The sequence below is a fragment of the Aromatoleum tolulyticum genome (assembly GCF_900156155.1).
Classification (GTDB): Bacteria; Pseudomonadota; Gammaproteobacteria; order Burkholderiales; family Rhodocyclaceae; genus Aromatoleum; species Aromatoleum tolulyticum.
Window position 1 is genome coordinate 225881 of the sequence record NZ_FTMD01000003.1, and the last position, 13956, is coordinate 239836.

General features: G+C 64.2%; 13 protein-coding genes and 2 tRNA genes. 7 read left to right on the forward strand and 8 right to left on the reverse strand.

All coding sequences use genetic code 11. The annotated features are described in order from the left end of the window. Positions 1–24 precede the first annotated feature (24 nt). Both phbB and phaC read right to left on the reverse strand, forming a co-directional pair. Positions 25–765 (reverse strand): acetoacetyl-CoA reductase, encoded by a 741-nt coding sequence (gene phbB / locus BW991_RS06070; RefSeq protein ID WP_076601200.1) that lies wholly within the window; start codon positions 763–765, stop codon positions 25–27. 113 nt (positions 766–878) lie between these two features. Further along, complete coding sequence (gene phaC / locus BW991_RS06075) at positions 879–2621, reverse strand: class I poly(R)-hydroxyalkanoic acid synthase (RefSeq protein WP_076601201.1); 1743 nt, start codon at positions 2619–2621, stop codon at positions 879–881. A 116-nt stretch (positions 2622–2737) separates the two neighbouring features. Between phaC and BW991_RS06080 the strand changes: the two genes are divergently transcribed. Continuing rightward, positions 2738–2962 (forward strand): hypothetical protein, encoded by a 225-nt coding sequence (locus BW991_RS06080; RefSeq protein WP_076601202.1) that lies wholly within the window; start codon positions 2738–2740, stop codon positions 2960–2962. 16 nt (positions 2963–2978) lie between these two features. Here BW991_RS06080 and pgeF read toward each other — a convergent pair whose 3' ends face one another. Next, positions 2979–3722, reverse strand: a complete 744-nt coding sequence (gene pgeF, locus BW991_RS06085; RefSeq protein WP_076601203.1) for a peptidoglycan editing factor PgeF — start codon at positions 3720–3722, stop codon at positions 2979–2981. Then, positions 3719–4681: a 23S rRNA pseudouridine(1911/1915/1917) synthase RluD gene (gene rluD, locus BW991_RS06090; RefSeq protein WP_244551623.1), complete on the reverse strand. Its 963-nt coding sequence runs from the start codon at positions 4679–4681 to the stop codon at positions 3719–3721. Before rluD ends, pgeF begins: the two co-directional genes overlap by 4 nt. A 13-nt stretch (positions 4682–4694) precedes the next feature. Here rluD and BW991_RS06095 point away from each other — a divergent pair, with 13 nt between their 5' ends. Beyond that, on the forward strand, positions 4695–5492 hold the full coding sequence (locus tag BW991_RS06095) for an outer membrane protein assembly factor BamD (RefSeq protein WP_076601205.1): 798 nt from the start codon (positions 4695–4697) through the stop codon (positions 5490–5492). A gap of 56 nt (positions 5493–5548) precedes the next feature. Here BW991_RS06095 and BW991_RS06100 read toward each other — a convergent pair whose 3' ends face one another. Together BW991_RS06100 and BW991_RS06105 are read right to left on the reverse strand one after the other, a co-directional pair. Continuing rightward, positions 5549–6994, reverse strand: a complete 1446-nt coding sequence (locus BW991_RS06100) for a mannose-1-phosphate guanylyltransferase/mannose-6-phosphate isomerase (protein WP_076601206.1) — start codon at positions 6992–6994, stop codon at positions 5549–5551. 225 nt (positions 6995–7219) lie between these two features. Next, a complete protein-coding gene (locus BW991_RS06105; protein ID WP_076601207.1) occupies positions 7220–8155 on the reverse strand; it encodes an AEC family transporter in 936 nt (311 codons plus the stop codon). A 159-nt stretch (positions 8156–8314) separates the two neighbouring features. Between BW991_RS06105 and BW991_RS06110 the strand changes: the two genes are divergently transcribed. From BW991_RS06110 to BW991_RS06130, 5 genes are all read left to right on the forward strand, one after another. Then, entirely contained in the window at positions 8315–9535 is a 1221-nt protein-coding gene (locus BW991_RS06110; protein WP_076601362.1) for a lytic murein transglycosylase, read from the forward strand. A gap of 22 nt (positions 9536–9557) precedes the next feature. Next, positions 9558–10394 carry an SIR2 family NAD-dependent protein deacylase gene (locus tag BW991_RS06115; RefSeq protein ID WP_076601208.1) on the forward strand — a complete coding sequence of 279 codons (837 nt, stop codon included), beginning with the start codon at positions 9558–9560 and terminating at the stop codon, positions 10392–10394. 317 nt (positions 10395–10711) lie between these two features. Further along, the gene (locus BW991_RS06120) at positions 10712–11425 is read left to right on the forward strand and encodes a carbonic anhydrase (RefSeq protein WP_076601209.1); all 714 of its coding nucleotides are present in this window, start codon (positions 10712–10714) and stop codon (positions 11423–11425) included. 38 nt (positions 11426–11463) lie between these two features. Next, a complete protein-coding gene (locus tag BW991_RS06125) occupies positions 11464–13032 on the forward strand; it encodes a SulP family inorganic anion transporter (RefSeq protein ID WP_170879053.1) in 1569 nt (522 codons plus the stop codon). A 190-nt stretch (positions 13033–13222) separates the two neighbouring features. Then, positions 13223–13429, forward strand: a complete 207-nt coding sequence (locus BW991_RS06130; RefSeq protein WP_076601211.1) for a hypothetical protein — start codon at positions 13223–13225, stop codon at positions 13427–13429. Positions 13430–13537: 108 nt separating this feature from the next. Here the strand turns inward: BW991_RS06130 and BW991_RS06135 are convergent. Together BW991_RS06135 and BW991_RS06140 are read right to left on the reverse strand one after the other, a co-directional pair. Further along, positions 13538–13614, reverse strand: a tRNA-Arg gene (locus tag BW991_RS06135). Positions 13615–13685: 71 nt separating this feature from the next. Then, positions 13686–13775, reverse strand: a tRNA-Ser gene (locus BW991_RS06140). Positions 13776–13956 lie beyond the last annotated feature (181 nt).

Here is a 13956-nt window from a genome sequence, read left to right on the forward strand (position 1 = left end):
TTGGCGAACCGGATACGGTCCCGGTCAGAACATGTGCTGGCCGCCGTTGATGGAGATGTTCGCACCGGTCACGAAGGCAGCCTCCTCGGACGCGAGATAGGCCACCAGTCCGGCGATTTCCTCGGGCTTGCCCAGACGCGACACCGGAATCTGCGGCAGGATCTTGGATTCAAGGATTTCCTGCGGGATGGCCGTCACCATCTTGGTGCCGATGTATCCCGGCGAGATGGTGTTGACGGTCACGCCACTACGCGCAACTTCCAGTGCCAGCGCCTTGGTGAAGCCATGCATCCCCGCCTTCGCAGCGGAGTAATTGGTCTGGCCGAATGCACCTTTCTGGCCATTGACCGACGAAACGTTGATGACACGCCCCCACTTGCGCTCGACCATGCCGTCCATGACCTGCTTCGTCATGTTGAACACGCTGTCGAGGTTGGTGGAGATGACGGCATCCCAGTCGGCCTTGGTCATCTTCTTGAAGGTCATGTCGCGGGTGATCCCGGCGTTATTCACCAGCACGTCCACAGGCCCCACTTCCCGGGTGACGGTCTCGACGCAGGTCTTGCACGAATCGAAATCCGACACGTCGCAGGGATAGGCCTTGAAGCCGTAGCCCATGTTGTTCATGGTCTGCAGCCACTCAGCGGCCTTGGTGTTGCCCGGGGAATGCGTCGTCACGACCCTGTAGCCCAGCGCGGCGAGCTTGATGCAGACCGCCTCGCCCAGGCCACCCATGCCACCGGTCACTAGTGCAACTCTTGCCATAAACTTCCTCCTCTCCCGTTGATCGATTCACAAGGGGTTTCCAGACACTTCCGGCAGCGCCCCCCGTGTCCGCTGCCGCTGCATAATTCTCGTTCCGGGCCGGTTTGTGCGCGTCAGGCCTTTTCCTTGACGTAACGACCGGGCGCGGGCTCGATCGGCGCGTACTTCGCATTGCCAAGCCGGCCGCGCGCCGCGACCTGCTTGCCCCCGTATGGCCTGAGCCATTCGATCCAGTGCAGCCACCAGCTGCCCTTCTGCTCGACGGCCTCGTCCAGCCATTCGTCCGGGTCGGCGGCGCCGGAGGAATTCACCCAGTAGCTGCGGCGATTCTTGGACGCCGCATTGATTGCTCCGGCAATGTGGCCGCTCGCACCGAGCACGAAGGTGGTTTCCCCGCCCAACAGTCCGCGCGAAAGGTAGGCGCCCTTCCACGGAACGATGTGATCCTCGCGCGTCGCGAGCAGGTAAGCCGGCACGTCGACCTTGCCCAGATCGACCTTCACGCCGAGCATCTTGAGCTTGCCTGGCATGCGCAGGTTATTTTCCAGATACATGTTACGCAAATACCACGTCAGGAACGGCCCCGGCAGATTCGTGCTGTCGGAATTCCAGTACAGCAGGTCGAACGCGCCCGGTTTGTTGCCCTTCAGGTAGTTGCCGACGACGTACTGCCAGATGAGGTCGTTGGCACGCAGCGCCGAAAAGACGTTCGCCAACTCCTGTCCGGGCAGCAGCCCCCCTTTGCCGATCGCAGCCTCGCGCGCCGTCACGCTCGCCTCGTCGACCAGACAGCCGAGTTCGCCCGCATCGGCAAAATCGAGCAGGGTCGTCATGAGCGTCAGGCTCGCCACGGGATCTTCGCCACGCGCACGCGCGACACCGAGCGCCGACGTCAATATCGTGCCACCGACGCAGAATCCAAGCACGTTCGGTTTCTTCACGCGCGTGACGGTACGCACGACCTCGAGCGCCTTGAGGGGCCCCTTCTCGAGGTAGTCGTCCCAGGTCGCTGTCGATTCCGCCGCCTTGGGGTTCTTCCACGACACGAGGAAGACCGTAAACCCCTGCTCCACCGTGAAGCGCACAAGCGAGTTGTCGGGCTGCAGGTCGAGGATGTAGAACTTGTTGATGCAGGGAGGCACGATCAGCAGCGGTACCTGGGCGACCTTGTCGGTGAGCGGCGCATACTGGACGAGCTGCATCAGCTCGTTCTCGTAGATGACCGCCCCCGGCGAAACGGCGATGTTGCGTCCGACCTCGAACGCTTCGTCGTCGGTCATCGACACGCGGCCCTTTTCGAGATCGGCGATCAGGTTCTTGATGCCACGCGTGATGCTCTCGCCTTCGGTGTCGAGGGCGGTCTTGATGAATTCGGGATTCGTCGCGGCGAAATTGGACGGCGCCAGCGCATCGACGTATTGCCGGGTCAGGAACTGCAGGCGCGACTTGGCGCGACCGTCGGCCATTGGCAGCTCTTCGGAAACCTGACTGAGGAAGCTCGCGTTCAGCAGGTAGGCCTGGCGGACGTAGTCGAAGAGCGGGCTTTCGCTCCATTCGGGCGCGGAAAACCGGCGGTCCCCGGGTTCAGGAGAAATGACGGGGGCGGCCTTCTCGCCCGGCTTCAGTTGCAGCATCGTCGTCCATAGCGCAACGTGGCGCGCGGCGAAATCCTGCTGCAGACGCGCAAACGCGTCGGTTTCCGGCATGGTGACGCTTGGCGCGGCCTCTCCGCTGCTGTCCTGCATGACCGCATGCTGGCGCGCGATGGCCTGAAAGAAGTTCTGCGCCATCGCCTGGCCGAACTGCAGCATTCCCTCGATGGCGGGGCTGCCCTGTTTGTTGTCGGATTCGGACATCAGCCCCTCCTGAGGCGCTGGTTAGGACGCATGCGGAATTCGCTGGTCACCTTGATTTTCCCCGGACCGCGCACGGTCCCCGGCGCCATACCCGCGCTGCGGGTAGAATCGGCGCCATGTACATTATTGCAATCGCCTGGCTGTACGTCGTGCTGATCGCAGCGATCTCGGACACGACGGTCGTTGGCGGCGTACTCACCTTCGTGTTCTGGGGGCTCGGACCGCTGGCCCTCTTCCTCTGGCTTGCCGGAACCCCGGCTCGCCGCCGCGCGGCAGCCCGCCGCGAAGACGCGAACGCTGCACCGTCGAACGATAGAACCGATTCGAATATCGATCAATAGCCGGAAAGGCTGGCCGTCAATCCGAGAGCCATACCAGCGAAGCCAGCCGGCCCGTCACCCCGTCGCGGCGGTAGGAGAACCAACGCAAGGGGTCGGAGTATGTGCACACGTCGCCCCCGTACACCCGCTCGACTCCGATCGCACGCAGGCGCCGACGCGCGAGTTCGAACAGGTCCGCATACCACTTGCCGGGCAGCTCCGCCGGAAAGAACGCACGCGCGGCATCTTTGTCGTCGGAAACGAAGCGTTCCCGCACCTCGCTGCCGACCTCGAAGGCATCCGGCCCGATGGCGGGGCCCATCCACGCCATGATGCGCGCGGGCACTACATTCATGCGTGCCACCGTCGCATCGAGGACGCCCGCTGCCAGCCCGCGCCATCCGGCGTGGGCGGCAGCCACGACCGAGCCGTCGTCATCGCAGAACAGCACCGGCAGGCAGTCCGCCGTCATCACGGCACATACCGTTCCGGCCTTGCGCGCGACGGAAGCGTCGGCACGCGGCGGAATGCCGTCCGCGTCCGTGCCTGCGGCATCCCACACGTCGGTGCCGTGAACCTGCTCCAGCCAGCATGGCTCCGACGGCACGACGGCGCGCAGGATGGCCCTGTTGCGGGCGACCGCGATCGGTGAGTCACCGACGTGGCTAGCCAGATTCATGCTCGCCCAGGCCCCCTCGCTGACGCCGCCGTGGCGCGTGGTGACCAGCGCGCGCACGCGCTCGGGAGCGGGCCAGTCGGGTTCGAACCAGTCTGGACTCATGCAGGCGTCTCCGCGCGGATGATTGCAAGAAGGCTCTCGAAATCTTCGGGCAATGACGATTCCCAGGCCATTTCCTCTCCGCTTGCGGGGTGAGTGAGGCCCAGGCGGAAGGCATGCAGCGCCTGGCGCGGGAAGGCATCCAGGACTGCGCTGCCGCTGCGCCGCCGGCCGTAGGTCGCATCACCGACCAGCGGATGGCCGATGTGCGCCATATGTACGCGGATCTGATGTGTGCGTCCGGTCTCGAGTCGGCACTCGACAAGGGTCGCGCGGGCGAAGTGTTCGCGCACGGAATAGCGCGTCACTGCCACACGTCCTGCCGAATGTACGGCCATCTTCGTGCGCTGCGACGGGTGCCGGCCGATCGATGCATCGACGATGCCGGGACCGGTTACCGTTCCATGCACGAGCGCGAGATAGTGACGACTGACGGAGCGTGCCTGGAGCTGGCGCACGAGGTCGGTCTGCGCCTCGAGGGTCCGTGCGACGACCATCAGGCCGCTGGTATCCTTGTCGAGGCGATGCACGATGCCGGCACGCGGTATGCTGGCAAGTTCCGGAGCGTGGTGCAGCAGCGCATTGAGAAGCGTCCCGCTCCAGTTGCCGCTGCCGGGATGCACGACGAGGCCGACCGGCTTGTCGATGACCAGGATATGGGCGTCCTCGTAGGCGATGGCGAGCGGGATGTCCTCGGGTGTCTCGGCGACCTCCTCGGGAGCTGGTGCCGCATCGACTTCGAGAATTTCTCCACCCCACACCTTGAACTTTGCATCATGCAGGCCGCCGTTGAGGCTGACGCGCCCGGATTTGAGCCAGCCTTGCAGGCGACTGCGCGAGTGCGCGGGAAACAGGCGCGCGAGGGCCTGATCCAGCCGCAGTCCGGCACAGTCGCCTGGTATCGTCAGCCTGTGGTGCGAAGCAGCCTCGTCCAGTGGGCTATAATCGTCCGGTTCATTCACGCGAGTTTTTTCGATGGCCAGGTTCACCCTTGGAAGTTTAGCGGTTATCGGTGCATTGCTGCTCGGCGGATGCGGCCTGTTGCCGGAACAGATCGACGAGACGGCGGGCTGGAATGCCCAGAAACTGTACTCGGAAGCGAAGAACTACATGGCCGACGGTTCCTACGAGCAGGCCATCAAGCTCTTCGAAAAGCTCGAGGCACGTTTCCCGTACGGCCGTTACGCCCAACAGGCGCAGATCGAGGTCGCTTACGCCCACTACAAGTCGTACGAGCCGGCGCTGGCCATCGCGGCGGCGGATCGCTTCATCAAGCTGCATCCCAACCATCCGAATGCGGATTACATGTACTACCTGAAGGGTCTCGCGACCTTCAACGAGGACCTCGGCCTGCTTGCCGGACTGTCGAACCAGGACCTTTCCGAGCGGGATCCGAAGGCCGCGCAGGAGTCCTTCGACACCTTCGGCCAGCTTGTGAACCGCTTCCCGAACAGCCGCTACGCCGAAGATGCACGGCAGCGCATGCAGTATCTGGTGAACTCGCTCGCCCAGCACGAGGTACATGTCGCGCGCTACTACTACAAGCGCGGCGCCTATGTGGCTGCCATCAACCGGGCGCAGGCGACCATCAAGACCTACCCGAACGCCCCGGCGACCGAGGAGGCGTTGTTCGTGCTGGTCAAGAGCTACGACGCGCTGGGCATGGGCGACCTGCGTGACGATGCCGAACGCGTGATGCGCAAGAACTTCCCCAACAGCGTGTATTACGCGGGTGGCCCGAAGGACGGCCGTCCGTGGTGGCAACTCTGGTAAGCGGGAACAGCCCCGGCTTTCGGACGGGCGCAAGGCCCGTCCGAAACAGCCTCCAGCTACTTGCGGCCGTAGGTATCCTCGAAGCGCACGATGTCGTCTTCGCCGAGATAGCTCCCTGACTGGACCTCGATCATCTCGAGCATCAACTTTCCCGGATTCTCGAGGCGATGGGTGACCCCCAGCGGGATGTAGGTCGACTGATTTTCGGTGAGCAGGAAGGTTTCATCGCCGCGCGTGACCTTCGCCGTGCCCCGCACGACGATCCAGTGCTCGGCACGGTGGTGGTGCATCTGCAGGCTGAGCGCCGCACCCGGCTTGACTTCGATGTGCTTGACCTGGAAGCGCTGTCCGTTGTCGATCGAGTCGTAGCAGCCCCACGGCCGGTGGATCTTGCGATGTGCGTAAACCTGGCTGCGATTGTCCGCCTTGAGGCGTGAAACGATCTTCTTGACGTCCTGCGTGTGGTCCTTGTGCGCAACCATCACGGCATCGGGAGTTTCGACGACGACGAGCCCGTCCACCCCGACGCATGCGACCATACGGCTGGTTGCATGCACGAGACAGTCGGTAGTGCCCTCGAAAACGACATCGCCGCGCGCCGCATTGCCGGTGTCGTCCTTCTCCGCAAGCGCCCAAAGCGCATCCCAGGCGCCGACGTCGGACCACCCTACGGACATCGGCACGACACGCGGCGCAATGCCCAGTTCGGGTGTGGCGGCAAGTTTCTCCATCACCGCGTAGTCGATCGAGTCGGATGGGCACGCCTCGAACGCGCCCCGCCCGACGCGCACGAAGTCAATGTCGCGAACTGCGCCGTCCACACTCGCCTCGCAGGCGGCCAGCATCGCCGGATTGAAGTGGCCGATGGCCTTCAGCCATACGCTGGCGCGCACCATGAACAGGCCGCTGTTCCACAGATAGTCGCCGCTCGCGACATATTCCGCCGCCGTGTCTGCATCCGGTTTCTCGACGAAGGCGACGACCTCGCACACGCCCGGACTGCATTCGCTGCCGGAGCGGATGTAGCCGTAGCCGGTTTCCGCACGCTCCGGGACGATACCGAAGGCGACCATCGCGCCCCCCTGCGCCGCCTCCAGGCCGATCGCGACGGCACGATGGAAGGCTTCGCGGTCGCGCACGACATGGTCGGCAGGCATGACCAGAAGCACCCCGTCACCGTCTTCGCGCGCCACCGAAAGGGCTGCCAGCGTGAGCGCGGGCGCGGTGTTGCGGCCGACCGGCTCAAGCAGGATGCGCCCCCCCGAACGACCGATCGCACGCATCTGCTCGGCCGTGATGAAGCGATAGTCCTCGTTGCACACGACGATCGGCTCGGCCGAAACGGGAAGGCTCCCGGAAAAGCCGTCGAGCCGGCTCGCGGTCTGCTGCAGCATGGTGTCGTCACCGATCAGCGCCAGCAGTTGCTTCGGATACTGTTCGCGCGAGAGCGGCCACAATCGGGTGCCGGACCCGCCGGAAAGGATTACGGGGTATAGGTTCATGCTGCTCCGCCGTCGAAACTAAGGGGTACGAAGCGGGGAGGAATCCGTGGCGACAGCGCCCCCCCCACGCCATTCGGTATCCTCAGAGGATACGTCAAAACCAGCGACGGTCGAACGGGGCACACTGCGCCGAACGTAAGCGAATTCTTCAAGGCGTGCCTGAAATCGACCCGCCGGGCTCGGAAATCGGTCGCTCGTCCGCGGCCGCCCCACGGACCCAGACTGTCAGCTGCGCAGCACGAGCAACAGAGCGGACAAGGTCAGGGCCGACAGCATCGTGGACAGGAATACGGCCGACGCGGAACTCGCCAGACATACTTGGTAGCGTTGCGCGAAGAGATACGGGGTAACGCCGGTCGGCAAGGCGGCAAGCGTTACGGCAACGATCACCCACAGATCGGGAACCTCGAACACCCGGGTCGCAAGCAACCAGACCAGTGCGGGATGAACGATGGTCTTCAGCAGAACGAGCATCAGCGGTTCGCGCAAATTACCGCCCGGCTTGTAGCGGGTGAGCGACGCGCCAAGGGCAAACAGTGCGCACGGCGCGGCGGCGCTGCCGAGACTCTTCGCAACGGCATCCACCGGTCCGGGAAGCGCCACGCCCAGCGTGGCGAGCGCCAGTCCGGCACTCAAGCCCCAGATGATCGGTGTCGCCGCAATGCTGCGCGCAAGGCCAAGCAGAACCCGGGCGGGAGACTGCCCCCCGCCCCGCGCCGTCTCGATCAACGCCGTGGTCGGCGGCAACATCACCAAACTGTGCACTGCAATCAACACGAACAGCGGCAAAGCTGCCGACGGGCCATAGGCCGTCACGACCAGCGGGATGCCGAGCATCGCAGTATTCGAGAAACTCGCCCCCAGCCCCAGCACGCCCTGCTCGGCAAGCTGCCGGCCGAACAGCAGCCGGCCGGCAAGCATCGACAAGCCAAACACCGAAAACGCACCAATGAAATACGACAACAGGTAGCCCCACGGCAGGGCTTCCGGGAGGTCCGTCTGCGCAATCGCGCGAAACAGCATCAGCGGCAGTGCGAAGTTGAACACGAACACCGACAGGCCGCGGTTCGCCGCGTCATCGAACAGACCGAGGCGTGCGGCGGCGTACCCCAGGCCAAGGGTACCGAACACCGGCAGGATGATTCCAAGAACGACTTCCATTGGCGGCTCGGGGGCATTGCAGCGGTTACGAGCCCCCGCGACAATCGCTCAAATCTTTCAAGGATGCCACAATTGGCCTGGCATCTTGTTGCCCTCTGCACACTGTCGGCAACGGGAGTACCATCTACCCGCATCTCCGCGCCCCACAGTTTGCCCGCGATGATCCTGAAGCCCGCCGTTGCCTGCAGCACCCTAGTCGCCACCCTGCTGTCACCGCTGGCGGCAGCTGACGCATCATTCGACCGCTGCATCGGGGAGCTGCGCTCGGAAGCACAGACGCGCGGCATCAGGGCGGAAACCTTCGATACCCTCACGCGGGCGCTCGAACCCGACCGCTCCATCCTCAGCCAGCTCGATTACCAACCCGAATTCCGCACGCCGATCTGGGATTATCTGGCAGGGCTCGTCGACGATGAGCGCATCGCCGACGGCCGGGCGATGATGGAGCAGTGGGCCGCCACGTTGCAGGAGGTGGAAGCGCAGTACGGCATCGACCGGGCGACGATCGTGGCCGTGTGGGGCATCGAGAGCAACTTTGGCCGCAACTTTGGTAAACGCCCGCTGCTGACCTCGCTCTCCACCCTGTCCTGCTTCGGTCGGCGACAGGGTTACTTCCGCGGCGAATTCTTCGCGGCCCTGAAGATCATCGAGAACGGCGATGTCGACGCGGCGCGGCTGAGCGGCTCGTGGGCGGGCGCGTTCGGGCACACCCAGTTCATGCCTTCCACGTTCGCCCGGGTCGCCGTGGACTTTGACGGCGACGGCCGGCGCGATCTCATCGACAGCATTCCCGACGCCCTCGCCTCGACAGCCAACTTTCTGGCCAAGGCCGGCTGGGTCAGCGGACAGCCGTGGGGGCACGAGGTAACGCTGCCGGCCGGGTTCGACTACTCGCTCGCAGGCAGGCACAACAAGCGCTCGATCGCGGAATGGGCGCGGCAGGGGGTCCAGCGCGTCGACGGCGTCGCACTCGAAGCCTCGACCACGGCTACCGCCGTCCTGTTGCCCGCGGGCGAAGGCGGGCCCGCCTTCCTCGTGCAGCGTAATTTCGACGCGCTTTATTCGTACAACGCCGCCGAGACCTATGCGCTTGCGATCGCCCACCTCTCCGACCGGCTGCGCGGCGGCGGAGCCTTCGTCAAACCATGGCCGACAGACGATCCCGGCCTGTCACGGGCCGAACGCCGTGAGGTGCAGACCCTGCTGACGCGCCTCGGGTATCCGGTCGGGGAGATCGACGGACTGATCGGCAAGACCAGCCGCGAGGCCATCCAGGAAATCCAGAAGACGAACGGACTGGAGCCGGACGGCCGGGCCGGCCGCTACATGCTGAACGTGCTGCGCCGCCTCGCCGGAACGGCACAGCGCGAAGGGAGCTGAGGCCAACCGTGGTTTGCGCGCCATGGACGCCGATCTCACCGCAACCCTCGAACAATGCGCTTCGGCCATCGGAAGCGCCGACGCCCTTCTCGTCACGGCCGGCGCCGGCATGGGTGTCGATTCGGGCCTACCCGATTTCCGCGGCAACGAGGGTTTCTGGAAGGCCTACCCGGCGCTCGCGCACAGCGGCACATCGTTCACCGAAATCGCCACCCCCTCCGCTTTCCGCGCGGATCCGGCGCGCGCCTGGGGATTCTACGGACACCGGCTGCGACTCTACCGCGAGACCGTTCCGCATGAAGGCTTCCGCCTTCTGCGCGACTTTGCGGACGACATGCCATGGGGCGCGTTCGTTCTGACGAGCAATGTAGACGGGCAGTTCCAGAAGGCCGGATTCAAGCCCTCCCGCATCGCGGAAATCCATGGATCGATCCATCACCTCCAGTGTCTGCTGCCGTGCCGGGACGCAATCTGGGAAGCCACCGGGTTCGAACCGCGGGTCGACGAAGCGCAATGCCGCCTCGACTCGGAACTCCCCCGTTGCCCCCACTGCGGCGGGGTAGCGCGCCCGAACATCCTGATGTTCGACGACTGGGACTGGATAGATACGCGCAGCGCCGCGCAGCGGGAAGCGCTGGCGACGTGGCTCGGACGCGTCAAACGCCTCGTCGTCATCGAGATCGGTGCAGGCGTCGACATCCCGACGATCCGCCGCTTCAGCGAGCACGCGGGTGGAACCCTCGTGCGGATCAACCCCCGCGCACCCGGGATTCCCGGCCACACGGGCCTGTCGGTCCCGTCGGGCGGTCTTGCCGCGCTGAGAGAGATCCACAAGCACTGGAAGTTCCTGCGCCGTTGACGGACACGGCGCGGCGTCGCCGAACGCTTCGCCGCGGAGCGGTATAGCGCGCGTCAAGCCCGGAGTGGACACCCCACGGGCGGGCGTCGCTTGCCGGCGACATGAATTCCCATTGCAAATCAATAAACTGGCCGATCGGTGCGAATCAAGTCGTCAGGAACCGACAGTTTTTTGGCGCACCGCAACACCGCCTCCGGGAAGCCCCTTCTGCTGCACGGAAAAACCATTGATCAGAAAGGGTATTAACTCCGCTGGCATGGAAGCTGCCATACGGACTGGCGGCAAGTGCCGTTCCCCGTCTTCACAGGAGCTTCAATATGGTTGATTCCCTCGTCAAAGGCGTCGCACGGTTCCATCGCAGCTACTTCCGGAAGAACCGGTCGAAGTTCGTCGAACTCGTGCGCGAAGGGCAAAACCCCGACACGCTGTTCATAACCTGCGCAGACTCCCGCATCATCCCTCATGCCCTCACCCAGTCGGATCCGGGCGATCTGTTCGTGATGCGCAATGTCGGCAACATGGTCCCTCCCCACCGGCCGGGACAGGAATGCAGTTCCACCGGTACCGGCATCGAATACGCGGTATCCGTCCTCGGAGTCTCCGCAATCGTCGTCTGCGGTCACTCGCACTGCGGCGCGTGTGCCGCCCTGTACCAGACCGAGCATCCCGACGAGCTGACGCTCACCCGCAAATGGCTCGCACAGGGAAGCCGGGTTCGCGACCTCGTCCTGGCGCAGCGGGCTTATGGAACCCCTTCCGCCCGAGCCCGGTTCGGTGGCCACAAGGAGCGCGAACAAGTCATGCGCGCCACCGAAATGGCCATGATCGTCCAACACCTTGCAAACCTGATGACATACCCGGCAGTTGCCCGCCGCGTCGCCGATGGCAGCCTGAGTCTCCACGGCTGGTACTACGTCATCGAACGAGGCGTCGTCGAAGCGTACGACCCCGAGCAACTCGCCTTCGCACCGGTTGTCCGCCCCGGTCTTTCGGTCCGACCGCGCACAACAGCTTTGCTTGCGGCGTCATGAGCCATCGCGCCACGCGCCCACTGATTCTGGAGGTCAGCTTGAAAACATTTAAATCGGGATTCAGCACCAATAACATCTTCGCCGGTTTCATCGTCGCGGTCGTCGCCCTCCCACTATGCATCGCCTTCGCGATAGCATCGGGAGCAAACCCCATGGCCGGTATCGTCTCGGGTGTCGCAGGCGGCTTCATCGCCGGCCTGTTCGGCAGTTCCCGCTTCCAGGTTTCCGGCCCCGCGGCCGCGTTCATCACCATCATCTATGGATTGATCGCCGAACACGGCCCGCAGGTCCTCCTCGCAGCGACCTTCCTCGCCGGCCTGGTCGTCATTGCCATCGGCCTGCTACGCCTCGGCAAGGCGATGGAGCTGATGCCTCACTCGGTAATCGTCGGCTTCACCACCGGCATCGGCGTGCTGATCCTGCTCGGTCAGATTCCGCCTGGGCTCGGGATCGAAGCCAAGGGACACGACATCATCGAAAAGCTCGCATACACGGCCACGCATCTGCACGACGGGAACCCGTGGGAACTGGTGGTCATGATCGCAACGGTGGTCACCGCCATACTGTGGAGCCGGACGCGCATGGCGCGATGGCTACCCGCCCCGCTGGTCGCGCTGCTCGCAGGCACAGCCCTGTCCCTGGCGCTGGCCCGCGCAGGCCATCCCGTACGCACCATCGGCGCGCTGTACGAAATTTCCGTCGGCAGCGTCGGCATCTCGCCCGACTTCCTTACGGCACTGACGACCCATCTCGACAAGATCGTCCCTGCTGCATTCACGCTCGGCATCCTGATCGCCGTCGAATCGCTGCTCTCCTCCAAGGCACTGGATGCGATGACGAACACCCGGCACGACCCGGACCGCGAATTGTTCGGCCTCGGCCTGGCGAATCTCGTCGTTCCCTTCATCGGCGGACTGCCGGCCTCGGGCGTGATCGTGCGCGGCAGCACCAATGTCGTGAGCGGCGGGACGGAAAAGACGGCCGCAATCCTGCATGCCGTGTTTCTCGCCGCCTTCGTCGCCCTTCTCTATGACGCAATCGGCCTGCTGCCGATGGCCTCGCTCGCCGCGGTGCTGCTGCTTACCGCGCGCCGCCTCATCGAAGTGCACGAAATCCGTACCATCGCGAGGATCGACACCAGCGAGGGCATGCTCACCGTGCTGACGGTGCTATTGACCGTCACCATCGACCTGACGGTCTCGGTTCCGGTCGGTATCGCCCTGATGCTCGTCCTGGCCCTGCGCGGCATGTTGAGCGATCACCGCGTCGACGTGCACGACGTGCGCGGACAAGCGGTGCTCACGGTCAATCACGGCATCACCTTCCTGACGAGCGCCAGCCTGGCTGGCGAAATCGCCGCGCGTCTCGCCGACGGCAAGGTACGCACGCTGAACCTGTGCGAAATGTCCTACCTGGACGCGACCGGCGCACTCATGCTCGCCGACCTGCTCGACCGCCATCCACACGTGCAGGCATGGGTCGCGGAGCGCACCAACTCCGACAGGCTGCATCGTGCAGGCGTCGCCCGGCAGCGCATCGCGCTGGTCGGCAACCGTGTCGTGAATCTTCCGGAGGTGTTCCAGCGCATCCAGGCATCCGGCGCCTGAGCGTCGAGAACGATCGACTCGGACGCCCACTGCGCCAGGGAGGCCACTGGCGTCCCTTATTTTCGTTCCGGTGCGCCGAGGGCTGCTTCGATTCCGGCAACCCCATCCCGGGGGCGTCTATACTGGAAATGGGTCACCGCCGGACGCGGCCCTACATCAGCGACAAGACGTTCGGGAGGAGGGGTCCATCATGTCAGCCACCAACTATTACTCCGGCCAGGAAGCGCCCCCGGAGCTTTCCACCGAGGACCGTCGCACACACGAGGTCGACCCGAACGCAGCACCGAAACGTCGGATCAACGACACCTGGTTCAACAGGGTACGCTGGCCTGCGTTCCTGGTTGCTTGGGTTGCGATGGGTCTCGCGGTCTTCGCATACCTGTTCGACTTGATGTAACGGCTCGCGGGAGGCGCCTCGAACGCCTGTACGCGAAGGAACGCACACCGAAAGGGGCGAAAAAAGCAAAAAGGCCAGTCATTCGACTGGCCTTTTTGCTTGAATCTGTGGCGCGCCCGGAGAGATTCGAACTCCCTACCCCTTGGTTCGTAGCCAAGTACTCTATCCAGATGAGCTACGGGCGCTTTTTGAAGAAGCGAGATTATAGCATGCTTTAATCTCGCGTCAACAACGTTTTACAACTTTTTGTGCTGCTTGGCGGAGAGGGTGGGATTCGAACCCACGGTAGGCTCGCACCTACGCCTGATTTCGAGTCAGGTACATTCGACCACTCTGCCACCTCTCCGACTCCCGCACGGGCTAGCCTTGCGGGAGGCCGAATTATACGCAGAAAATTCCGCGGGGCAACAACAACACAAAATTTTTTTATGCGCGCCGCGATGCTGTCAGACCGGAGCCTTCGCGCCTGCTTCGCGAAACTCCTCGTACGCTCGCACCGCCTCCGCCGCAAACATCAGGGTCGGCCC